Source organism: Arcanobacterium phocae (genome assembly GCF_900105865.1).
Taxonomy (GTDB): Bacteria; Actinomycetota; Actinomycetes; order Actinomycetales; family Actinomycetaceae; genus Arcanobacterium; species Arcanobacterium phocae.
The window spans coordinates 571,677-596,073 of sequence record NZ_LT629804.1; the positions used below are offsets into that span (position 1 = coordinate 571,677).

The 24,397-nt window shown below is 49.2% G+C and carries 21 protein-coding genes; 11 read left to right on the forward strand and 10 right to left on the reverse strand.

Annotated features, from left to right (window positions below; translation table 11 throughout):
* The gene (locus BLT51_RS02450) at positions 1-1,308 is read right to left on the reverse strand and encodes a hypothetical protein (RefSeq protein WP_091279499.1); all 1,308 of its coding nucleotides are present in this window, start codon (positions 1,306-1,308) and stop codon (positions 1-3) included.
* Between the two features lie 151 nt (positions 1,309-1,459).
* Between BLT51_RS02450 and BLT51_RS02455 the strand changes: the two genes are divergently transcribed.
* Complete coding sequence (locus BLT51_RS02455) at positions 1,460-2,059, forward strand: TetR/AcrR family transcriptional regulator (protein ID WP_091279501.1); 600 nt, start codon at positions 1,460-1,462, stop codon at positions 2,057-2,059.
* Positions 2,056-4,479, forward strand: a complete 2,424-nt coding sequence (hrpB, locus tag BLT51_RS02460) for an ATP-dependent helicase HrpB (protein ID WP_091279504.1) — start codon at positions 2,056-2,058, stop codon at positions 4,477-4,479. The genes BLT51_RS02455 and hrpB overlap by 4 nt, the downstream gene beginning before the upstream one ends.
* 165 nt (positions 4,480-4,644) lie before the next feature.
* Here the strand turns inward: hrpB and BLT51_RS02465 are convergent, their stop codons facing one another.
* Positions 4,645-6,438, reverse strand: coding sequence for a glycoside hydrolase family 13 protein (locus tag BLT51_RS02465; protein ID WP_157672866.1), 1,794 nt, complete (start codon positions 6,436-6,438; stop codon positions 4,645-4,647).
* Between the two features lie 129 nt (positions 6,439-6,567).
* Between BLT51_RS02465 and BLT51_RS02470 the strand changes: the two genes are divergently transcribed.
* The 7 genes from BLT51_RS02470 to BLT51_RS02500 all read left to right on the forward strand — a co-directional run bounded on the left by BLT51_RS02470 (position 6,568) and on the right by BLT51_RS02500 (position 15,794).
* Entirely contained in the window at positions 6,568-7,587 is a 1,020-nt protein-coding gene (locus BLT51_RS02470) for a LacI family DNA-binding transcriptional regulator (protein ID WP_091279506.1), read from the forward strand.
* Between the two features lie 140 nt (positions 7,588-7,727).
* Positions 7,728-8,963 (forward strand): sugar ABC transporter substrate-binding protein, encoded by a 1,236-nt coding sequence (locus BLT51_RS02475; protein ID WP_091279508.1) that lies wholly within the window; start codon positions 7,728-7,730, stop codon positions 8,961-8,963.
* 128 nt (positions 8,964-9,091) lie between these two features.
* Positions 9,092-10,600, forward strand: a complete 1,509-nt coding sequence (locus tag BLT51_RS02480) for an ABC transporter permease subunit (RefSeq protein WP_197672585.1) — start codon at positions 9,092-9,094, stop codon at positions 10,598-10,600.
* Between the two features lies 1 nt (position 10,601).
* A complete protein-coding gene (locus BLT51_RS02485) occupies positions 10,602-11,468 on the forward strand; it encodes a sugar ABC transporter permease (protein WP_091279514.1) in 867 nt (288 codons plus the stop codon).
* Between the two features lie 105 nt (positions 11,469-11,573).
* A complete protein-coding gene (locus BLT51_RS02490; protein ID WP_091279517.1) occupies positions 11,574-13,769 on the forward strand; it encodes an alpha-amylase family glycosyl hydrolase in 2,196 nt (731 codons plus the stop codon).
* A 120-nt stretch (positions 13,770-13,889) separates the two neighbouring features.
* A complete protein-coding gene (locus BLT51_RS02495; protein ID WP_091279519.1) occupies positions 13,890-14,534 on the forward strand; it encodes an HAD-IA family hydrolase in 645 nt (214 codons plus the stop codon).
* A 27-nt stretch (positions 14,535-14,561) separates the two neighbouring features.
* Positions 14,562-15,794, forward strand: a complete 1,233-nt coding sequence (locus tag BLT51_RS02500; RefSeq protein ID WP_197672586.1) for a methyltransferase domain-containing protein — start codon at positions 14,562-14,564, stop codon at positions 15,792-15,794.
* Positions 15,795-15,918: 124 nt separating this feature from the next.
* On the opposite strand, the gene BLT51_RS02505 is transcribed toward BLT51_RS02500, so the two are convergent.
* Positions 15,919-16,824 (reverse strand): exonuclease domain-containing protein, encoded by a 906-nt coding sequence (locus tag BLT51_RS02505; protein WP_091279522.1) that lies wholly within the window; start codon positions 16,822-16,824, stop codon positions 15,919-15,921.
* Positions 16,825-16,958: 134 nt separating this feature from the next.
* Here BLT51_RS02505 and BLT51_RS02510 point away from each other — a divergent pair, with 134 nt between their 5' ends.
* Positions 16,959-17,726 (forward strand): hypothetical protein, encoded by a 768-nt coding sequence (locus BLT51_RS02510; protein WP_091279525.1) that lies wholly within the window; start codon positions 16,959-16,961, stop codon positions 17,724-17,726.
* 239 nt (positions 17,727-17,965) lie between these two features.
* Here BLT51_RS02510 and BLT51_RS02515 read toward each other — a convergent pair whose 3' ends face one another.
* The 4 genes from BLT51_RS02515 to BLT51_RS02530 all read right to left on the reverse strand — a co-directional run bounded on the left by BLT51_RS02515 (position 17,966) and on the right by BLT51_RS02530 (position 20,134).
* Entirely contained in the window at positions 17,966-18,187 is a 222-nt protein-coding gene (locus BLT51_RS02515) for a hypothetical protein (RefSeq protein ID WP_091279528.1), read from the reverse strand.
* On the reverse strand, positions 18,174-18,566 hold the full coding sequence (locus BLT51_RS02520) for a hypothetical protein (protein ID WP_091279531.1): 393 nt from the start codon (positions 18,564-18,566) through the stop codon (positions 18,174-18,176). Before BLT51_RS02520 ends, BLT51_RS02515 begins: the two co-directional genes overlap by 14 nt.
* A gap of 56 nt (positions 18,567-18,622) precedes the next feature.
* Positions 18,623-19,249: a hypothetical protein gene (locus tag BLT51_RS02525; RefSeq protein ID WP_157672867.1), complete on the reverse strand. Its 627-nt coding sequence runs from the start codon at positions 19,247-19,249 to the stop codon at positions 18,623-18,625.
* Between the two features lie 204 nt (positions 19,250-19,453).
* Positions 19,454-20,134, reverse strand: coding sequence for a hypothetical protein (locus BLT51_RS02530; protein ID WP_231943967.1), 681 nt, complete (start codon positions 20,132-20,134; stop codon positions 19,454-19,456).
* Positions 20,135-20,320: 186 nt separating this feature from the next.
* On the opposite strand from BLT51_RS02530, the gene BLT51_RS02535 reads away from it, so the two are divergent.
* Complete coding sequence (locus tag BLT51_RS02535; protein WP_091279537.1) at positions 20,321-20,716, forward strand: hypothetical protein; 396 nt, start codon at positions 20,321-20,323, stop codon at positions 20,714-20,716.
* Between the two features lie 285 nt (positions 20,717-21,001).
* Here BLT51_RS02535 and BLT51_RS02540 read toward each other — a convergent pair whose 3' ends face one another.
* The 3 genes from BLT51_RS02540 to BLT51_RS02550 all read right to left on the reverse strand — a co-directional run bounded on the left by BLT51_RS02540 (position 21,002) and on the right by BLT51_RS02550 (position 24,395).
* Positions 21,002-21,619, reverse strand: a complete 618-nt coding sequence (locus BLT51_RS02540; RefSeq protein ID WP_091279541.1) for a hypothetical protein — start codon at positions 21,617-21,619, stop codon at positions 21,002-21,004.
* A gap of 46 nt (positions 21,620-21,665) precedes the next feature.
* Positions 21,666-22,787, reverse strand: coding sequence for an RHS repeat domain-containing protein (locus BLT51_RS02545; protein ID WP_157672868.1), 1,122 nt, complete (start codon positions 22,785-22,787; stop codon positions 21,666-21,668).
* A 330-nt stretch (positions 22,788-23,117) separates the two neighbouring features.
* Positions 23,118-24,395: a hypothetical protein gene (locus BLT51_RS02550; protein WP_091279547.1), complete on the reverse strand. Its 1,278-nt coding sequence runs from the start codon at positions 24,393-24,395 to the stop codon at positions 23,118-23,120.
* Positions 24,396-24,397 lie beyond the last annotated feature (2 nt).

Consider the following 24,397-nt stretch of genomic DNA (forward strand, 5'->3'; position numbering starts at 1 on the left):
CTAGAACTCGCGATCGGTTGCTCGGCGTAACTGCTCGATGGTGTCAGCATCGGGGAATCCGGTAATTTTCCAGCGCGGTGGCCACGCATCTGGGTCGCGTTCGAAACCATCTGACCATATTTCGCGTGCCACGTGTGACCGGAGAGTGATCGATAATTCAGGTGCGTCTTCCCACGGGTGTGGGGAGGCTTGCCGAGTGAAGGTGATCATGTCTGTGTCTGGAACCGAGCCGTGACCATCGGTGGCATCCCAGGCGGCTAGGCCGACAGATTCGCCAGTTGGTATGTGGGTGATGCGGTAGCTTTTCAGACTGCCGAAGTCTCCCCAACGATTCATAAGATCGACTTGGGCATTATAGATTGCTTGGCGGTATTGGGTTCGTAGCTGACTAAGTGCCTGAGAGAGCTCGTCTCCTGGGAAAGGAACCCATTCGCGCCAGCCGTCAGCGGCGAGAGTGTGTGGCAACGGATAAACCATCGTGGATGTGTCGCTAGTTTCGAGTAGAGCATTAACGACGTCGATCAGATGCGGATCGTCCGCGAAAACGATATAGAACTGGGTGCGAGAAATCGGGATGAAGAGTGGAATATCGCCGGGCCGATCAGCGGTGATGTGTTCAGAGATCTTATGCATCATCTCTACGTCGCACCACCAGGAAAGCTGGTAGCCTTCGGGTTTCATGAAAGACATGACTTGCCCGTTGCCGATGGTGGCAACACCCATCTCAATCATGTGCCGTTCCTCCCCAGTAAAAGAGCGGAGGTTCATGACTGCTTCACTCATGACTTCGCCAACGTCACGCATACTATCTGCTAAATGCGAATAGTAGATGGGACGTTCATAGTTCTTGGTGTCATTAACTAGCCCGACGGCGATGAAGTCCGTCAGTGGTAAGTAGACGATGGAATCGCCGTCGTGATGCGAATGTAGGAAGAACGGGGCAGCATCAACGATAGGTAGGAGGCGAGGTTCGCCGTCGTCCTCATCCTCGTCTGGTTCTGGCGCAAGCGGAAGCGTATCTGTTCCGTGGTCAGTGTTCATCAGGCTAGGATGCGGTGATATCTCTGGCGTATTGGTAGGGGTAGCCGGGGGAACCGCTTGCTCAATGCCGATGGTGAGGAGTCGGTTGAGGATATCGGTACGCGTGGACTCAGGGGAATCTTGGCGGATTAGCGCCCCGGGACGAAAACGAAAAGAACGCCCATCAGACAATAGGATATCTAGCCATTCGTCATTTGTTGTCACAATCGCGTCTTGAAGCTGCGGATGAGCTGAAGCTACGTTGTGTGCCCACGTCATAAAGTCCATAAAAGTATTGTCCCACGAACCTCCACCACACCCAAAGAAATAACGCGGGACTTTGGGGAGATGAACATGAATTAAAACAGGGTACCCTTGTATGTAGATTTTAAAACTGCAGAAACGCCATTGGCGTCATAACGGTAAGAAAGGACGCTCAATGCCACGGATTTCAGCGCCGACAGTTAAAGAACATCACGATATCGTGTTTGAAAAACTGGTGAATTCTGCTGAGGAAATTTTGCGTTCCCCCAATAACCTTCCCTTTACTGCCGGTGCTGTTGCGAAAAAAGCTGGGATCGCACGTAATTCTATTTACCGCTATGTTCCGTCCGTGGATCATCTACGGTTGCTGGTGCTCGAACGCTATCTGCCAGCGTGGAAAGAGCGGGCGACGGCGGCGATGGAATCCGCAGATACTCCCTCGGAGAAACTTATCGCCTTGGTTGACGTAAGCATGGAACTAGGCGCGGAAACCGGACACCAGTGGCTTATTAACGTATTGAAAACGACTAAGCTCACGCCAGAAGCATTTGAATCGATGGAGAGTTTGCCGCCGGCGGTAGTGAATTTTCATCGTGAGCTGGCGATGCAGATCGTGAAGCTGTGGGATCAAATCGATCCGGTTGCTGCGCCGATGAATGCGCGTATCACCCGTAGTCTGATGGATTGTGGATTGCGGGCATTGGATGATGGGCTGGAACTACATGAGGTACGCTCATCCGTTCTGGGTGCGGTCCAATCGCTAATTAAAGCGTGAATCTTTCAGATATTTGTGCCAATCCGCCAGCGCTGCCGGTAGCTGAGGCACTAGCTGATATTGCGGCAACAGATGGAAACCTCGTTATCGCAGCCCCTCCCGGTAGCGGTAAAACAACGCTCGTCCCAATAGTTATTGCAGAACAACTGACAAAATCTGATGCTCCCAAAGTCTTGGTTGTGCAACCGCGACGGGTAGCCGCCCGGGCAGCTGCCCGGCGGATAGCCTCACTCCTCGGTGAACCGGTTGGCAAACAGATAGGCTACCGTGTTCGCGGCGAAACTCAGCCCGGCAGTGCCATCGAAATGATTACGCCAGGCGTACTGCTACGCATGCTACACAGCGATCCGGAACTGCCCGGCGTCGGCTGCGTAATCATCGACGAAATCCACGAACGCGACGTCGATACTGATATAGCCTGCGCCTTCGCCCTCGATGTACAAACCGCGTTGCGTCCCGATCTGCGCATTATCGCCATGTCCGCCACCATCGCGCTAGAACAAACAGCTCAGCTACTCGACGGCTCGATAATCAACGTTCCCGGTGCAATCCATCCGGTAGACGTCCGAGATACTCCCGGCCCACAGGCCCTCACTGCAACCCGCGCGGGCGCAATCGTCGTCGCCGACGAATTCCTCAACCATATCGCCAACGTTGTGTTCCAAGCCCGGCGCGAGTGCACCGGCTCGATCCTCGTGTTTGTACCCGGAGTGCGTGAAATACATGCCGGCATAGACCGGCTCTCCGGGATAGACCTGCCAGTTATGGCGTTACACGGGCAGTTGAGCGCCACCGAACAAGACCGCGTCCTCGACGCCCACGAAGACCGAATCATTGTTGCCACCGCCTTAGCCGAATCATCACTCACAGTTCCCGGGGTGCGAGTTGTGGTAGACAGCGGGCTCGCCCGCCAAGCCCGAGTCGACGCTGGCGTAGGTGGACTAGTAACCGTACATGCCTCCCAAGCGTCGATGACCCAACGCTCCGGTCGCGCCGGACGCGAAGGCCCCGGCGTCGCCTATCGCTGTATTCCCGCCGCGCGCGCACCACAATACTCACCTCCCGAAATCCGCACCGCTGACCTGACCGACGTCCTGCTCCAATGCGCAGCGTGGGGTGCGCCAAACATGGCCGGGTTGCGTCTGCTTGACGAACCGAACCCTGACAATCTTGCACACGCCCACACCCAGCTACATGCGTTAGGACTGATCGACGACGACGGTGCTATCACCTCCCGCGGACGCCTCGTCTCGCAACTGCCCCTTGGAGCTCATCTAGCCCGTGCCCTCATTGACGGCAGTACCCTGGTTGGGATGAGCGTGGCTACCGACGTCGTCGGACTCCTCTCCGTCAATATGCGAATCTCAAACGCAGATCTCGCCAGTGGGCTACGCGCCAACCGGCACCAGCGTGACGTCACCAGAGAAACACGCCGGTTGCGCGCCTTGACCACCCAACTCATCCCGGATGCACCGCACGAGACCGGAAACTGGACCTGGGACGATGCCGTGGGCGCAGTCGTCGGACTAGCACACCCGCAATGGGTGGCACACGCTCGCGGGCAAGGATACGTGTTAGCGAACGGGCGCGGCGCGATTCTGCCGCCCGGGTCGCCGTTAGCCGGTGAAGAATGGCTCGCAATCGCAGACCTCGGGCAGACCCAAGGACGTGCCGATGCCATGATTTATGCGGCTGCGCCGATCGATGCGGATATTGCGCAAGAGGTAGCACACCACCTCGTTACCAACGAAACCGTGATTGACAACGAAACTATGCGCGGATATCGGGTCACCCGGCTCGGCGCGATCGAACTCACCCGCACCTCAGTCACGCTCACCGATGAGGACAAAGTGCAGACGCGAATCGAGCGGATTCGATCAGCTGGGCTCGATAGCCTGCCGTGGACTGACACACTTAATGCAACTCGGCAGCGGTTAGCATTCCTTCACCGAGCGCTCGGACAACCTTGGCCGGACGTCTCCGACCAAGCGTTAACCGACACTCTCGACGCTTGGTTACTGCCCTTCGTCACCGCCCATGGAATCGATCTCGTCGGCGCGCTCGCGAGCCTGAAACCCTGGGAACAAGCACATATGTTTGACGAACTCGCCCCCGAACGCATCCCAACCCCGCTCGGCACTGTACGAGTTGACTATTCTGATTCTGGCCCGCGCGCTCGAATGCGGATCCAAGAAGCATTCGGGTGGGAGAGCACCCCGCAAATCTGCGGCATTCCGATCACGTTAGAACTCCTGTCACCGGCACAGCGACCATTAGCGATCACCAGCGATCTAGCCTCATTCTGGGCCGGGCCATATGCGGGCGTGCGAGCCGACATGCGCGGACGCTACCCACGCCACCCCTGGCCCGAAGACCCCGCTCACGCCGAACCCACTCGCCGGGCGAAGAAGCGGAAATGAGACATTGAAATAACTATAGGTGGAGTAAAATCTTATGTGCATTATGCAGGTAAAAATCGTTGAGTGATGCGATCAGCAGGATAACGCCACTGATAAAAGACATGATCTCTAATCAGTCAAAAAAGAACGTAATAGCAGGTAACGCATGGTGGTGATTGTGTCGGATTACTCCACCTTCCACATGTTGAACCCGCACGATAACTCAGGCATAAGTTTCCCAGCAGTGAGATCGGCTCCCTCCAACAAGCTGGATCCGTTTACGCTAGAAACAAGAGGGTCGTGGGAGGCGCGAGAAACCTCAATAAGTAGCGTTTCTTCACGGTTGGCCCGCTCGAAGATTACGTAATCATCACCAGTGGAGAACCAACGTAAACCACCAGATCGTAATGCAGAATGAGTGTGGCGCAATCGGATCAACGTCCTATATAGGTCATAGATATCATGATCCCACTCAGCTTCATTCCACAAGAATGGCTTGCGAGAAGCCTCCATGCCTAAGCCATCAATCCCGATCTCATCACCTGAAAAAATCATTGGCATACCGGGGAGAGTGAGTAAGAGTGCGATTCCCAGAGGCTGGAAATCGCCGGACACAGAACGAAAGCGTGACGAATCGTGGGAGTCAAGGAGATTCATATTTGCCAGCAGGTTCTTCCACGGAATCAATGAGGAAAATTCGGTCATCATCTCGGCTAACTGGGTGCCATTAAGTCGAGGCGAAGGAAGTGGAGCACCCCACTGATCTCGTTCAATATTCTTCCCCAGCCAGCCCCAAATTGGCTTGGTGAATCCGGCATAGGCCATGGTTCCATGCCAGCCGTCGCCCTGAAGATCCACCGACGCATCAAACTGATGCTCTGCTAATAACAAACGATCGGTTCCAAACTCAGCCATGGTCCGCCGAGTTTTCTGCGCAATCTCCCGGCTCAGATCCGTTTCACGATATCGTCCGGCAGCCTGGGCAACATCGATCCGCCATCCGTCAAGATCAAAATCGGAGATATATCGCGAAATAACGGAGTCTGGACCGTTGTAGAGTTTTTTCTGAAGAGCACCCGAACGATGATCGAACTTCGGTAGCGAAGGAACATCTGCGAAAGAAACGTAGGACTGGCGATCCGCAGATGTAAAGAGGTAGAAATCGCTCTTCGGGGAATCTGGCTGAATTTGAGCCTCAACAAACCACGGATGTTCATTCCCAGAATGATTCAAGGTGAGATCACCGATTACACGAATACCTGCTTGGTGAGCCGTCTCAATAAGAGAGCGCAACGCTTCATCGCCACCCAAGAAAGGATCGACGGTATCGAAGGAGCTGGCATCATATCGGTGGTTCGAATTCGCCGGGAAGAAAGGAGTGAGATAGAGAGCATTGACGCCTAGATCGGCAAGGTAATCGATGTGTTCGGCGATTCCCCAAAGCGAACCGCCGTACCACTGCTTCACCCCAGCAGGAGTTTCGGCTGCCACCGGAGTTTCCCACCTTGCAGGGATAGCCCATTCTGGCGACGACGTTGCCACATGGTCGATTGACCGTGCGAAACGATCGGGAAAAATTTGGTAGAAGATGGCGTCATCAACCCAAGCAGGAACAGAATAGGTTGTGAGAAGAAAATCGTGAGCGTCAGAAACATCCCTATCATGAAGCCCGAGCCCATTGAACCAATAAGTACGATCGGCACTCTGGAGTGCGAAACGATAATTAACACGATGGTTAGTTTGCGTGATCATAGCAGACCACCATGTTTCATTATCGCTCTCAGACTGAAGTTCCGCGCGAATAAAGTGCGGATCGCCGTCGAAAATAACACGAACGAACACCTCATCAACCGCGAGCGAATGATCGACGCGGATAGATAGCGTCACCTCATCCCCGATCTTGGGAACCATAGTGCTGACGTAAAGTTCAGAACCGTCGTGGTGAACGCGGGGTGGGGCAAGCATACTAGCGTTAAACATGTTGTTCCTTCTAATCGGTGTTAAGCACAATCGTAAGAACGAAAATTTGTGAATCATGATGGTTTCAGAAGAGAGCGTTAACGTTTCAGTCTTTTGCGTCACCGTTTCAGATGTTGCACAATTTATGTTATGGTGTCACGCATAGATCAGATTGCTCAGCAAGCATCGGTGAGTAAAGCAACGGTGTCGCGCGTGCTGAATAATCGGCCGGGTGTTAGCCCACAAATGCGACGCCTCGTGATAGATGCTATCGATAATCTCGGGATTGAACGGCCGCAAAGTTTGCGTGCTCGGAGTTTCGGAGTGATCGGTCTGGTTGTACCAGAATCGGAAGAACCGTGTGATCGTTTGTTTGTCAAAGTTGCGCAATCTACCCTGGCGAAAAGTGGTTATACTCCGGTTTTGTGCACTCACAGCAAAGACGGAATTAGTGAAGAAGACTACATCGGGATGCTCTGTGAAAAGGGGGCCGCTGGGATTATTCTCGCGGGTGGGACACACGCCAAAATAGGCAGTGATGTAACACGATATGCCGATCTAGTTGCTCGGGAGGTTCCCATTGTGTTTTCTGACGGTTTCAATCCGACGTTACGGGCGCCATTCTTTTCTCACGACGATCATGCGGCAAGCGATATAGCTGTTCGACACCTCAAAAACCTAGGTCATACCCGAATCGGATTGCTGATTTCCTCAGTTTCTACTGTACCCATACGCCGTTTTATCGACGGCTACAAGGCTGCGATGGAACGTGAATGCGGATTGTATAAACCGGAATGGATCGTGATGAGCCACAACCGGGAAGAAACAGGATATGTTGCTGCGCTGCGGTTGCTGAGATGTGGCGTGACTGCAGTGGTATGCGGGTCTGACATGTTGGCATTGGGGGCGATGCATTCGGTTACCCAACACGGAAAACTAGTGCCGGGTGATATTTCGATCATCGGGTATGGCGATTCGAATTTGCTTGCCTATACAGCGCCGCCACTTACTACGGTGCGAAAGGCAATGCTGTCAATGGGGACGGCTGTTGCCCACACGCTAATTGACAGCATTGAAGGCGAAGAAACAATCATGGGTGAATCACTTTTTTCTCCCGAACTCGTTATCCGTGAAACAACAGCACCTCCATGCAGTAAAATAGACACCTGAAACTGAAACATTGTTTCATCATTTTGAAACAACTGAGCGAGCCTAAGAAACTCGGATTTCTCTCACGTGTTACCTGTTAGCCTGTGGCTAAATGTGAATCCACAAAGTAGTGGGATCGCACAGAGTATGGAGGTAATACGATGTTTGGTACGTCGTTCCGAAAAATGACATTCTTATGTTTAGCGGCAGCCGTTACACTGAGCGGAGTTGGAGCATGTTCTCAGGGACAAAGCGCGGAGCAGGGCGAAAAGAAGACTGGTGGCGAACTCACCGTGTGGGTAGATGCGGGCCATATCGATGCGATTAAAACAGCCGCTACCAGTTTCACTAAGAAAACTGGTGTGGACGTCAAACTTGTTCAAAAAGATTTCGGTTCCCTGCAACAAGATTTAATAACTCAGGTTCCAGCAGGAAAAGGCCCAGATATTTCGATCGGTCCAGACGATTGGACTGGATTGCTGGCCGCAGATGGTGTTATTCAGACTATCGAATTAGGCGCTTCCGAAGCCAAATATGAAAAAGTTGCCGTTGACGCATTCAAGTATGAAGGAAAGACCTACGGTGTCCCGTATTCAATTGAAAATGTTGCCCTTATTCGCAATAAGAAACTAGCTCCAGAGGCCCCTAAGGATTGGGCAGATATGAAGGCTATGGGTAAGGCCGCTGGAACAGAATACCCCTACCTCGTTCAGGTTGGCGATAAGGGTGATCCTTACACGTTGTATCCTGTGCAAACGTCGTTTGGCTCATTCGTTTTCGGGCAAAATGACGACGGAAGCTACAATCCATCGCAACTGACAATCGGCGATCAGCACGGAACAGATTTCGCGAACTGGATGAAGCAAGAAACTGAGGAAGGTCTGCTGAGCACCTCCATGTCTGCTGATATTGCGATTTCGAAGTTCACCGAAGGTGCGTCGCCATTCATCATTAGTGGCCCATGGAACATCCAAGCAATTCAAAAGGCCGAGATGGATTTCGCGGTTGAACCGGTCCCAAGCGCAGGCGGTATGCCTGCCCGCCCATTTGTTGGGGTACAGGGCTTTTTCCTCACCGCAAAAACTCAAAACAAGATCGCTGCAACAAACTTCCTTACCAACTACATCGGAACGAAAGACATCCAAGTAGATCTCTTCAAGGCAGGTGGAAACCCACCAGCTTTGAAGGACGCTCTGGCTGAAGTTGCATCGGATCCAATTGTTCAAGGCTTCGCTGAAGCGGGGAAAAACGGCGTTCCGTTGCCAAATATTACGGAAATGTCGGCCGTATGGGAATCCTGGAACTCTGCAGAAGTTGCCATAGTCAACAAGCAGGGCGAAGCACAAGAAATCTGGGCAAAGATGGCTGACGATATCGCCAAGACTCTAAAGAAATAGCGTAACCCTAGATACAGCATGACGGGTAGAGGCTGGAAGAAAGAACAATGACACACGATTCGCGATCCTCAGTGCAACACAAGCGAGCGAAACGCCTATGTGCGCATGCAGATATTCGAATAACCCCCATGATTATCAAAATCATCATCCTGGGTTTCTTGGACGCTTTTAGCCTCTACTCCGCATTTCTCCTTCTATCCAGCCAGCGCTGGCTACTATTCACGGCGTTAATTACGATCACCGTCGTCGTCAACTGGGTGTACTGGAGCAAAAACAAACTCCCCGCAAAATACCTTATCCCGGGGCTTGTTTTTCTCTTCATTTTCCAAATGTTCGCAATTGTCTACTCCAGCTACGTGGCGTTCACCAACTACGGAACCGGGCACAACGTGGATAAAAGCCACGCAATATCGTCGATCGTGCAAGCCTCGCTAGAAAAAGTTCCCGAATCTGCCACTGTGCCGATCACGGTTGTGAAATGCGGCGGTGACTACGGATTTTTGTACTCTGACAGTGAAGGAAACTACCTGCTTGGAACAGCGGAAACTCCCTCACAAAAAGTTGACGTCGAAACGGATGCCAACGGGCTTCCTGCTGTACCTGGCTGCGAATCACTTGATTTCGCTGGACTCTTAGAACATCAGAATGACATCACTGAGCTGAGCGTACCTGTGAGTACCGATCTTCGTGATGGAATGCTCCGCACCTCAGACGGTACTTCCGCGTTCGTCTTCCGTTCTACCCTAGAATACGATGCGAAAAACGATACCTTCACTGATACCCAAACCGGCGAAGTATATAGAGATACTGGTTCCGGATCCTTTGTTTCCGCCTCCGGAAAACAGCTGAGCCCAGGCTGGAAAATCAACGTAGGCTTCGCCAACTTCGTGAAAGCCTTCAGCGCGAAAGAAATACGCGGATCTTTCGTCAACGTTTTCCTGTGGACCATTGAATATTCGCTCATCTCCGTGGCCTCGACCTTCGCACTCGGCCTTTTCCTGGCCGTAGCTTTTAACAATTCGCGCATGAAAGGACGGCGCTTCTACCGTTCGATACTCATTTTGCCGTATGCATTTCCTGGGTTCCTATCGGCACTTGTGTGGGCCGGATTGTTGAATGAGAAATTTGGGTTTATCAACCAGGTTCTACTCGGAGGAGCGGATATCCCATGGCTCCAATCGCCCGTGCTGGCTAAGGTGTCTGTTCTTGTAGTTAATTTGTGGCTGGGTTTCCCGTATATGTTTTTGGTGTGTATGGGGGCATTGCAGTCTATTCCTGAGGATATTTCTGAAGCTGCAAAGTTGGACGGAGCCTCCGCATGGCAGATTTTCCGGCTGATCAAGTTTCCTCTGTTGTTGGTTTCGGTTGCTCCGTTGCTGATTTCATCTTTCGCGATGACCTTCAACAACTTCAACCTCATTTATATGCTGACGTCTGGCGGCCCGGTGAATTCCGAATCTCAGCTAAATGTTGGTAGCACAGACATTCTCATCTCGATGGTGTACAAGCTGGCATTCGTAGGGGCCAACCGAGATTACGGTTTAGCCAGCGCGTTTGCGATCATCATTTTCTTTATTGTTGCGTTGATTTCCGCAATTGGTTTCCGGATGTCGAAGTCGCTTGAGGAGGTTAACTAACATGGAATTCTTTGGTCGTGCTAAGCGGTGGCTTTTGGATACTGGATGGCGGCACATCGTTGGGGTGTTTGCGTCTGTTTTCGCGGCGTTCCCAATTTGTTATATTCTTTCTGCCTCGCTGAACCGAAGCGGCACGTTGTTATCCGCAAACAGTCTTTTCGCAGAGCCAACCATCGACAATTACATTGGCTTGTTCTCCATTCCGCACCAGCCATACGGGAATTGGTACGTTAATACGGTTGTGATTGGATTGACGACGGCGGTACTGTCAGTTTTCTTGGGAGCCTTGGCTGCGTATGCGTTTTCTCGGATGAGGTTTTATGGACGACGTGCCGGGTTGCTTTCGCTGATCTTGGTGCAGTTGTTCCCTCAACTTTTATCGATCGTAGCTATCTATTTGCTGCTGGATACATTCGGGGATTTTGTTCCTGCGTTGGGAATTAACAGTCGATTAGCACTGATCCTGGTGTATTTAGGGGGAGCACTAGGGACGAACACGTATCTAATGTACGGGTTTTTCAACACGGTGCCGAAGGAAATCGACGAGGCGGCAAAGATCGACGGAGCTGGGCATGCACGGACTTTCTTCATGATCATCCTTCCGTTGGTGACCCCAATTTTGGCTGTGGTGGCATTGCTATCTTTTATTGGAACCGTGAGCGAATACGCGGTGGCAAGCACCGTGCTGGTATCACCAGAAAAACAGACCTTGGCTGTGGGGTTATTTAGTTTCGTTTCGCAAAAGTTCTCCCAAAATTGGGGACTTTTTGCCGCGGGTGCTGTGCTGGCGGCTATTCCAGTAATGGTTGTGTTCTTTGCTTTGCAAAAATACATCGTTTCTGGGCTAACCGCGGGTTCGGTGAAGTAGGAAGAGAAAAATATCTTTAAAAAACAACGCTGTATGGCTAAAAGAAACTATATGGCTTACCAAGAATAGTGGTACGCAAATAGCTAGTTTTCAAAGGAGAAAACGGTGAAAATCAATTCAAGAAAAGCTATGACAGGTATTATCGCAGGTGCTCTTGCGGTTGCTATGTCGTGCGTAGTTCCTTCGGCTTCTGCTGCTTCTAGTGAGGGAAGTAGAAGCTCAGTTGGATACTCTAGCGATTTGGCAGGAGATGTTATTTATCAGATAGTTGTTGATCGTTTTTATGATGGTAATCCGGGGAATAACGATCCAGCTTCTGCGCCAGGGATGTTTAGTCAAGATAAGTCCAATTGGCAACTGTACTGGGGCGGTGATTTTGCTGGAATTACAGCAAAAATTGACTATTTAAAGAAAATGGGAGTGGGAGCTATCTGGATTTCTCCTCCGGTAAAAAATATGAGTGTTCCTGCAATTGATCAAAACGGAACCAAGCTTGCTGGATATCACGGGTATTGGGGAATGGATTTCTTTGTGCCAGACCCCCATTTTGGTACGTGGAAAGAGTTTGATGCCATGGTTAAAGCGGCCCATAAGGCAGGCATCAAAGTGGTGATGGATTGGGCAATGAACCACACGTCTCCAGAAGACGTTAATAATGTTAATTATGGAGTCAATGGTGCCCTGGAGAAGAACGGCGAACGGATCAGTTCTTATAACTCCGATCCAGCAGGGTACTTTCATCATAATGGCGGTGTCTCTGACTACAATCATCGTTACCAAATGCGGTATCAAAACTTGTTTAATCTAGCCGATTTAGCTCAAGAAAATCCGGCAACGGAAGCGTACCTTAAAGAAGCTGTAGATACGTGGATTCAGCATGGTGTTGATGGTATCCGGATGGATGCGGTTAAACACATGTCTCAAGGATTCCAGAAAGCCTACGTCGATCATATTTATTCTCAAAAAGGAATGTTCGTCTTCGGAGAATGGGCTGATACTGCAACAGCACCGTTGTGGCAAGACGAAATTAACTTCGCAAATGCAAGTGGCCAATCGGTTGAAAATTTTGATCTCAATGCCAGCTTACATAAAGCATTCGGCCAGAATATGTCGATTAAAGAAGTAGATGCTGTGATTGGCCGTCAGCAGGAGAAGTTTAACTGGCCAAATCACCTAATTAATTTCGTCGATGGACACGATGTCTCACGTCTTTTATCCATACGAAATGACACAAATAAGCTGGATCAAGCAACTATTATTGCGATGACTGCCCCAGGTATTCCGTCTATCTACTATGGAGATGAGCAGTATTCGCATAATGACGAGACTAACTTTTCGCAGCAACGTGGCGGGGACCCGTTCAATCGTCAGCAGATGCCAAAATTCGATACAGAAACGAAGAATTTCAAGGTCATTCGTGCTCTTTCAGATCTACGAAAAGACAATCCTGCTTTAAGATACGGAATCTCGCAACAACGGTGGATAAATGATGATGTTTATGTGTATGAACGTCACTTCTTCAACGACGTCGTTCTTGTAGCAGTTAATAAAGGACAACAAGATCAAAAACTTGACGGTCTTAGAACACGCTTACCTCAGGGGAAATACGATGACAGGTTAAAGAAGATGCTCGGTGGCGGTACACTTTCTGTTATGTCGGGTACCGGTGAAGATCGTGCTACTGGAGAATATATTCTGAAGGCCGGTCAGGCTGCTGTGTGGTCGTATGTTTCTGATAAGAAAGATGACGCTCCAAAAATTGGAAACATCGGGCCGACAATGGGACGTCAAGGAAACATGGTAGTGGTATCTGGAAAGGACTTTGGAACAGATAAAGGAGCCGTCACAGTTGCTGGAACACCTGCAACCGTAAAACAATGGACTTCTCAATCGATTGAGTTTGTTATCCCTAATACAGGATCTTCAGGTATTAAGCAGGTTACTGTTACAAGTAAGACAGGAAAAGAATCCAACGCAATCAATTATGAGATTCTTTCAGGTCCTCAAACCCAAGCAACTTTCTCGATAGATGGAATATCGATGACCATGGGTGACGAATTGTACCTCTCAGGAGATGTTCCAGAGCTTGGGGATAACAATGCCGATCGTGCAATGATTAATGGTCCTGCCGCGTGCCCACAGTTCCCTAAGTGTTTTATTAACGTTAGTGTTCCACAAAATAAAGAGATTAACTACAAGTTCTTTATTAAACGGAAGACCGGCGAGGTCGAATGGCAACAGCAAAGCCACAGGGCCACAATTTCTTCACCACAGGCGATGTCTTTTGACGTTTCTTGGTGAAACTACTTGATCCTCAAGCAAGTAGAGAATAAATAATGGGGTGTGTCGTGTTTAGCGTGATGCACGTATAAACACGGCACACCACTATATTTATATGCTTAAAAATGGGAAACTAAGACCATGCGCAAACTATTATTTGATCTGTTCGGTCTGTTTATGAAAATCCAAAACGACGCCGGAGTGGCTGGCATTCACCAAGCCGCACAGCTCGACGAGCTCGGCGTGGATGTGAATCGTTTCGATGTTCTCTACCGGCAACTGCGGGACCCGCTCGATGCCGGCACCCAAAACTATGCGCAATATTTGGCAGCAATCGGCCAAGAACTAGACGTCGATTTCCTCGCGATACCGGGACTCGTTGACGCAACCGAGCAGGCCGACGTCGAATCGTGGACTGATCATCATGACGATATGGTCGCCTGGCTCGAACAACTCCACGCCCAAGGCAAGAAACCCGCAGTGTTATCCAATGTACCTCACACTCATTTAGCATGGCTCAAAGAAAACAAGCCGTGGCTCGCGCTTTTTGAACCGGCGCTCTTCTCCTGTAATCTCGGCCTAGCCAAACCAGACCCGGCGATTTATCAGGCAGCTATCGATGCGCTCGGTGGGGACGGCGATGAGATTTTGTTCTTTGACGACACGTACGCGAACGTCGTCGGCGCCCGCGAAGCCGGACTACGTGCCGTTCACTTCACTGGTCTAGCACAAGCACAACGTGACGCCGAAGCGTTCCTTGCCGGCGCAGACATCGGCCACGCATAACAGTCGGGGAACAAGTAGAGTAGACAGGTGAAACCTCAAACCCTCATGCTAGACGCCACCGCCCACCGCTCACTACCGGCCCCGCCGACTTCCCAGATTCTGGACTGTCACTATTTTCAGGCGGGCGAATGCCGGTCATGCACCGAGCTTTTAACGCCGTACCTGCAGCAGATCGACGCTAAGAACAAGCGCGTCCAGGAGCTGATTGAGGCTGGGCAGTGGGACGAGCCGTTCGCCTCGCGCCCGCAAGCCTTCCGCAACAAGGTCAAGCTTGTTGTTACCGGAACAGTAGGGCGCCCGAAGTTGGGGATTTTAGGTGACGATGGACGCGGAGTCGACCTGAGTGACTGTCCGTTGCCAACCCCCGGTATCCGTGGTGCAATCCCTGCAATCTCGCGATTTATCACCGCGTGCCGGTTGGAGCCGTATTCGCCGGCGACCAATATTGGGGTGCTCAAGTACGTTATTATCACCGAGTCTGACGACGGCGAACTCATGGTTCGATTCGTGGCTCGCCGACGCGGCGTCCAAGGCGTCTTATTTAAGCGGCAGACTGAACTGCGGGCGATGTTGCCCAATATCCGCGTTATCTCGCTCAACGTGCAACCGGAACATAAGGCAGTTATCGAAGGCGCTGAAGAAATTCTGATCACCGAAACGGACGTCTTGCCAATGGTCTTGGACATTCCAGCACTGCCAGAGCCGTTGACGCTCAACTTGCGGCCACAATCGTTCTTCCAAACCAACACCGACGCTGCCACCACGCTCTACCATAATGCGGTTACCTGGCTAGCCGACGCGGGTAATGTGTGGGATTTGTATTGCGGTGTTGGCGGGTTTGCGCTCGCGTTAGCTGCAGCGCGCACCCACGGACACATTGTTGGCGTGGAAACTTCCGAACAAGCAGTTCAGGCGGCATCCCAGACTGCCAAACAGATGGGATGCGCTGACCGCGTGCACTTTATTGCCGACGACGCCACCGCATGGGCAGCTCGCGCCGGCGAGATGCCGGACGCCGTCGTCGTCAATCCGCCACGACGCGGACTAAGCGCAGAACTGTGCCAGTGGCTCAACGAATCTGGTGTATCACACGTGGTCTACTCATCGTGCAACCCGGAAACGTTAGCGCGAGATATAGCGCGGATGCCGGAATATGAGGTGACGCGCGGGCAGGTTGTGGACATGTTCCCGCATACGAAGCACTGCGAGGTAATCGTGTTGTTAGTGTCCCGCTCAAAATCTCGCCCAGCGAAACGGTAGCGGTCTATGGCGGGCTACCGTGCTGGATTTCGAGATTTTGTGCAGGGATCCCCGGCGGGCCGGGGCAATCGGACTGGATGACCGGGGCGATGGCGGTTCGCCCGCTAACATATGCGGCGGTGAGCTAAGCAAGTAGACGGTTAAAGAATTCTTCTTCGCTGAGTACTTGAATTGGTGATCCTTGCTCACGTAGTTTTGTGGCTTTTATTAGTTTCTTTGAGGCAGAGGAACCTTCTGCCCATGCGCCTGGATTGGGAATGCCAACCACAAGCAATGTGGTTTTCCTAGTCAGATTACTGTCACAAATTCCACCTACAGCAGTAATAAGTTGTTGGACTGCGGAGCGTTGTCCGTGTTTAAGTGTGCCGGTAATAGCTACATGTTCGCCTGCAAGTGCCTGACTACTACCATATTGGTTGATAAGCGAAGTAGCATCTGTTTGAGAACCTCGTACTCCTGGATTCTGAATTGAGCGGTGCGTCGTTGGCGGGCATTGTTCCTTCAGTTTTTCGTAGGAGTTTTCAATTTGCATTCGGGCGAAGATCCGCCCACAAGCTTGAGCATCGGCAACAGCGTTGTGATGGACGAATGATTCACCGGGAAAGTAGTAATCGTAAACGTTATCAAGGGTTTTACGTTCGATACGGTCAGCTAATATATGCCTAGCAAGGCGCAAGGTGCAGAATCGGTAGTTTTCGACCGCTGGAGTGCCATATAGTTGCGTGAGATCCGAAAGTACGGAACCATCGAACGCCATATTATGAGCAACGATAGGCGCATCTCCAATAAAAGCAGTAACTGTCTCAGTTAGTTTGTCCCACTGCGGAGCATCTGCCACATCTTCAGGGGTAATGCCATGTACCCATGTGTTAATCGGATTGAAATAATTAACATCTGGGTGAGGTTGAATTAATGCTTCATAGGTATCGGTGACTGCTCCTTCTTCGTCAAACCGAGCCATCCCGATCATGCATGCGGAACGGCGTTGTTCATTTGCAGTCTCGAAGTCAATCGCTACAAAAGAATGCATGTCTAGCGCCTTTCATGCGTGATTAGTCCATACGTATTCTAATGAATTGAGTATGTGTTTTTATCCTAGTACTTTCACCAAGAGTAATATCGTTTAAATAAATATCAGCGTTGATACACAAGGATGTGTTTTTCATGCTTAGCAATGATCAGAAGGAACAGCTAATTGAGCTCTTGAAAGCTCCTATTGTTAGGAATCGGGAAATTAAAATTAGAAAAGATAGTGGTGAAATAGAATCGCCACAACAATATCGTTCTAATTTTGATCCGGATATGTCAGATTTTGCTGTTGGCTATTACAAGGTTATCTATCGCAATATTTTAGCCAGTTCAATACTGGAAAGCGCGGAATTTGAAAATAAGATGTTTGCCGGCGACACGATGAACTCTTTCAATCGTGTTGCCAACCAAATCGCTACAGCGGGTAGATCGGCAAGCGAAAGAACTCCGCAAAACGAGTGGCCAGAATGTTTACGGGACTATTACGAAAAGTATCATTGTTTAGCTAATTTTTGGATTTTGCCGAGTGAGCTTGGGAGATCTAGCAACCGTCAGTCTTTAAATAAAAATCAACGTTCGTGGGACTACATGGATCGCTACTTGAAGCGTGTTCAAGCGGCTTATAGCGGTAAATATCAAGAGGACTTCGAAAAATATCGGGACTATTTTGAAAAATTTGATGGTTTTGAAGACTTTTGCGATAAACATTTCCTTCGGGGAGTTTATGTCGATAATAACTATGGCATTATGGAGTATAGTAAACAAGGTTCGCCAGAAAAAGTGGTTGAAGATATACTGATGCGGATTAATCAGCGAGCAGAAGTTATCGCTAGGTCTCAGTATGCCAAGAAATTATGGGATTATTTCGGTAAATGTTCAGTGGTTAATACTGCAACCGCGTGAAGTTTTTACGTTTGTACACCTTCCATACATTAATTTACGCATTCCGCTGGCGTTTAGCTGTGCCAATAATCAAAATAGAGTGTGCCTCTTGAGGAGTTCTTTAATGCTCATTGCCGTGGATAACGCTGTGCTCTGGTCTCCTTTGGCTTTAAGTTAACGCAGGTTCATGTTTTTAGTTGTCGTAGTGGGTAGGAATTTCGGTTAGCGATTTTAAGCAGACCAGGGCTTCAGGGGTGTTATTATAAAAATCTTGATGATATGCGTAGAGCATTTTTTGCAAAGTTTGTGCGCCAGCGCTGAGCAGCTACTTCCCAGGCCGGATCCTCAACAGGAAATTTCGGTAAATCAAAGCGGCGGTGTTGGAGTTCTTCTAAAAGACGTAAATACACAAGTGCATAATTAAACCGACTAAAGTCGATATCAACTTTTGTTTCGCCAGCATAAACTCTAAACTGCTGCATTCCAAATGCCTAGTCGTGTTACCTCGTCAAACCGAACTTCACGATAAAACAAGGCGCCAAACTTCGTCCACACCTTATCGTGATCGACTCCAAACCGGCACCATAAACTGTAAGCGAAAAAACTGAACGTAAAAATCAATGAATACATAAGTATCGTGGCAGAATCTACTGGTTGCCCAGAAGATAATTTATCAAAAACGGCTATAATACCGATACCTGTCAAGATGTATCCTATCGCACTAATAGGGACGAGTAACTTTGTTGGGGAAAAGACATGGTTTTTGCTTGGATCCTTATCGGTCTTTGGAGGTTTGCCCATCAGCTTTTTGATAACTAAAATGAACGTCAAGATTACACAGGTAAATACGAGCAGATACATTCTTCTGAGTCTTTCTTGATAGTCCTTAAAGATTTATACAATTGCGGTGCGAGAACTTAATGGAAAACTCGCAGGATCCATTGTTGGAAAACAGGTACCTCATCCGGGTAAATAGTTCCCAACAAGTTTACGTAGTCCGTTATGATGAGAGACCCGGCCGGAACCAGATTCTTCTCGGCAACCTCAGTTATTTGGCTACCTTCGAACCCGAGACCGCATAGCACAGGCTCATCGTCGGTCAAGAAAAAGCTAGGGTCGTCCAGCAAGGACTTGATGGCTTCATAGGTGAAGTCGTCTGAGGTGAAGCGTATTTTTCGGCCGTTAACCTCACAGTAAATACACATGTCGTTGTAGGTGATCGGAGAGCGGAAAAATCGATACCGAGTGCGAGGAAACTTCTTGGCATAGATCCTCATCTGACGTAGCTGAAGGGGCGGAGTGTCTGTGCCGAACGGACCGCCGTCGACAAGCGGTGTTAACGGCGGAAGCGACGTTGGACTGAGCGAAGCTCCTACAGCAAATCCTAAACCTGCGGAAATAGTATAGAGAAGCGCCAAACGAGGGTCGTATATTCCCCAGGTAAGATATGCGCCACCAAGAATAATTCCGATTCCTATTAAGAAAATTTTTTGTTTCCGACGACGAGCAAGGTAACTGCAGATAATTGAGATAGAAAATATCACTGCCGACGCTACTATCCGGTCCAGCGAAACGTGTCGGGCTGACGTTAAGGGGTATATGCAAAATCGACCCCAGAGGATTAATAAGCCCAATATGAGGAACGGGTCAACATGATTTTTTGAGAACGCATTATTGGTCAGCAACTTCTGTATTTCCGTTGTGTTATTTGGCGATTGTTATTGCGCGGAACGCTAATTTCGTTCTAGCTAATTGTCGTAATGAGTAGGGGTTTCGGTTAACGAGTTTAAATACGCGAGGGCTTGCGGGTTATTGGCATAAAACTCTTGATGCTCAGTGTAAATCCTTTCCGCGAAACCGTTACGCGTTATCTGAGCATTTTCATCCCACTCAGGATCATCAATAGGACACCTGAGTAATTCAAACCGGCGGTGTTGGAGTTCTTCTAACAAACGTAAATACACCAGCGAGTAATCGAATCGATTATAGTCAATATTGATCTTTTTCCGACCCGCATACAGCTTATACCGGTTCACACCATAACCAAGCTTAGTCACCTCATCAAAGCGGACCTCACGGTAAAACAAGAACCCAAACTTCGTCCACACCTTATCACGATCAACCCCAAACCGACGCACTAACCCATACACAAGAAAGAAAAGGGGAATGAGAAGGAAAACAGAACCACCTACCATGGCATTTTCGATAGCGCGTGGGCTATCTGGCGATTTTAAGATGCTATCAACAATAGATCCAAGTATTAAAAGGCACCCTAACCCGCCAACAGGCACGAGTATCTTTGCTTGGGAAAACACGCGTTCTTCGGCAGGATCTTTACTCATCTTCCGCAACGCACGCTGCATACTCGCACTACCAGCCCCCGCACTAAACGCCAGCCCCTCACCAAACTTCGCCGGTTCAATTATCACGATTTAGCCTTACTCTAGCAATGAAACCAACCGGGGTAATCTTACCAATAAGAAGACCACCACAACGACATAAACGGAACGAATAATCGATCATGCTCTTATCAGTGGTATACAATTTAAATCGCCCATAAGAATAACTAATCTTATAAAGTGCAACGTTGAAGTTTTGACAGGAAAGGGTGTGGCATGAGCGTCGATATAGCTCCACTACATTTACGCGACGTGGTTTTAAGTGCCCGGTTTCGTAGAATTACTCGACGTCATTTATTCCGGGCTGATTCTTATCGTCAGGTATTGGAAGTTCAGTTGTCAATCGGTGACCATGTCATTGTTTTCCAGGAAAATGATTTTTCAGCTGACATGATTTCTTTATTATTGACTGAACCAGGGAAAGTAATTTTTGGTAATGACCCCTTCTTGTGCGGTGTGGACTATCCAGGTAGCGCTGTAGCGGAAATCGCACGTGCTTATCATGTAGATGTTCGCAACTTGGTTGTGATCACCAAACAGCAGGTTTTGGCGACTATTTATCAAGATGAAATTCCGGCTTTGCACCGGTGGTTGGATAATGTTTTTAGTTAGACGCTTACTAACCAACAAATAAGTTGGTCGCGTCCCGAGGTTGAAATGGTGCAACTATCTCATCATTAGGGTGCAAGAGCAATTGTTCTTCCCACTTTTCTGCTGGCTGTTGTTACCAGATGGATGATCAAGATAGTGTGCTTCGAGGGCGATGGGATATGATCGTGTAATGCCAGGGGTTGTGATTAAGACGGGTAACGTCGTCGTACAAAACCCAGCAAGATACCCAAGTATTGACACGCTAACCCATACGACGTGGTTGGCCCCGTCGTGCAAGCCAACCAGTTACCAGCTTGCGCTGGGTTTCTTCGTCGTCGACGACGGCGAAACGATGCCTGGATCTCGCATTAGGCAGGCGGCAATATAGGCGTACATCCAGATCGAAGTCGCTAAACAGATCTGGTGAAGCGGTTTATCGAAAACGAGTAACGGAACTAGTAGTGAGGCAGTAAGAAAATAAAATTTATATCCGCCGGTATATGCACTGGTGAGGCCTATCAGTGCCGCGGAAAAAATGATTAAGAAGAGCGTGTCGAGATGAACGTGGAAATATAGCGGAATTAAGAGAGAATACCCTAAACCTAGCGTTCCGACGAGCAGAAGTGAAGGCAAAACAGCTTTCATAAATGCCAGATAAGAAGCAGACGTTGTTGGTGAATAGTCCTTGAGCGCTCGACTGAACCATACTTGGGGCCGTGGTTGTGCGATTGCCGAAAAGATGACCACCACTAGGGCGTTATATATCATCCATACCTTTGGTTCTAATGGAATATTAAAAATAGCGATGACGGGGGTGCTTCCTAGAAGACTGACTCCGAATATGATCAATGCCCAATGTGGCTGCGTATAACGAAAGAGCAGATAGAAAATTAGTGGAGTCGTACAAGCTACTATCCACACCATGTTAATCCCTCCCTAGTAACTATTAGATGGTCAACATCTCTATCAATCACTCCATGAATTCAAGTATTTTTCCTGGAAGTTCTCCGATCGCTGCCCCTGCAAGTGACGACTTAATTAATCTAGACCCATTTGGTCCAGTTGGACGAACAAGGCCATGGCTAGAGCGAACACTAAAGTAGGACGCTTGTTCTAGCGTATGAGTTCCTTGCTGTCCAGGCATCCTATCGGCAATAGGAGATAAGATACCCGAAAAGGCTCCATTCATAGTTGCGTTAGCTATCGAAAGTTCTTTACTATTCATCAGATCATTTGTTATTGACGCCGCAAATCCTCCTCCAAAATTGATAGTAGCAGTGATGCCACTGGCCAAAGCTGAAGTGGAACGTTGTCCTATAGTTCTAGCGATAGTTCCACCAGCAGGTCCTGATAATCCACCAATTCCCCCGGCAACTCCTCCTGAAATAAAGCTTGCAATATACCCCTGAGCCGTTTTTTCATCTTCACTGAAAGTATAAGATATAATGGAAGATGTACCACCTGCAGCAGCATTTGTTCCTGTCATAGCGAAAAGGCCTTTTACTCCATTAGCGGCTTTAGAAACATTCATACTCCATCCCAATAAAGATCCTGTCGCCAGGCCTGTCATTCCAGCAATAGCTACTTCTTTCAAAGAAACGTCTTCGCCAAAAAATTTTTGTACAGCAATTGTACTTCCAGCATTAAACAGTCCTTGCCCTGCTGCTACCGCCATAACCAATGCGGGACCAGATAGAGGAGAAAGCATCAATGCAACCCCAGCAACAACCGCTAATCCAGCAACGAGGTATGCATGGTCGTTAACAAAATTTCCAGCACGTTCCCAGAACGACACTGACCGGGTGTTGTTATAAGCAGCGAGTTCTTTATCCGTTACTGGTTTCAGGCCTAACGGGTCGGATAACGACAACGGGTTGTTTGCCGCATAGTTATACGGGTTTGCCTCCCACACCACACCAGGCAATGCCGGCAACGGGTCACGGGTAAGGAAACCATACGTGGTGGGGTCATAAACACGTGCCCTCAACCAAGCCAGACCACCAACAAACAGGCTCCCACTACCAACACCTATCCCATCAGGCAGACTGGGAAGATGATGATGAGTTATCTGATACGGGTTATCTAACCGCATATTCACCGATTCACGCCAACTACCGGTATTTGTGGGGATTCCTAGATCGATACCACCAGTGATACTAAAGAATGGTTGATGATCTACACCAACAAGACTATGAAAGGGGCGTCCATAATCCCATTCAATATCCGTATCATTAACCCGGTCAAGGAAACCCTAAAGCGTTAACATGAACATCAGTACGGGTTGTGTGTCCATGACCATCACGCTCAACAATGGCCTGTAGCCAGCCTCGTTCATCCCACACGCAAAGGTATAGGATAAAGAAAGCCCGTCCTACCCAGCCGCTAACCTATAACGACGACGGTGTAGGGGTTTACGTGACCATCACCAGGTGAAGTCGGTGAGGGTGAAAATACTACGACGCGGAAGTACTTGTGGACCACCCTCGAGCAAGTGTGTGGGTGGGCTAAGTGGGATGGTGAGTTTATTGGTGAAAAACTCATCAACCACCTCATCATCAATACCGGGCGTATGAGCACGTGCTTCTTTCCAATCTACTGGAGAACGCAACCGTAACCCTTCCGTACGTGGCACAACCAACGCTGGGTAACACATAAACCAGCCCTCAAACGGACGCGACTGCCACCCCTTATTACGGCAATCACCACGTAAATCAATCGATAACCAATCACTAAGCGTGGCATCAACATTCTTATACCAGCCTGTGATTTGGTAATGCCAGACTTTGTTTCCCTCACTATCAACCATCAACAACTCGTAGGTGTTTTTCGTTATGTGGCGTGCCCATAAACACCCAAACGGACCATACTTATTCGCCCGATACTGACATATCTTGTACGCATAATGATTCGCAAGAACAAAACCAACAATAGCGCCGCTACTCCATGACCAGATCACTCCGCGTGACATGACCTCGGTGAGATAGATTAATGGTAACCCGCCAATAACCCATCCAAGAATCTGCACACTAATACTAATAATGCCGTTTAAATGCCGGCCTGTGTAATACGACCAGGCACACATTAAACCCATATATACTGGCGGAACAAGCCGATACCAGCCAGTAGATAACCAGATAGGAACCAGCAAACCAATCAAGACCAACGCAACAGAAAAGAATGCTTGCACAAACTTAAACTCGGCAATATCTACAAACCGGTAGACGCCTTTAGACCCACGTTCACGCCAATCATGGGACATATCAAACCATAAATTAATCAATCCAGCGCGTTGACGGCGAGCATTACCTGCCATCAACAAATACCGATACCGGTGCAGATAATCCTTATACGGGCTGGGATCAAAATTAGTCGAAGCGACCTTTTCTTCCACACTCATTACCACCGATAACGCCGTGGTTTGATCCCCACCCTCAACAGCCGTAATACCTTGAGCAAACAACCGGTCAACCTCACCCGCATCATACTCATGAGGAAAGGTGAAAAACTTGATAATCGGATCCCACAAGAAACGCAACGGGCGATACAACACCCCAAGTTTTTCCGCACTAATCGTAGGATCCTCATCCAAATCACGTAGCCGTACGCACTCAACCCGCAACCACCACATACACCAGGCCAGCAACCGCGAATTATCCACCGTAAACCGACCATAACGATCAGTATCCATAACTTCTTTCACTT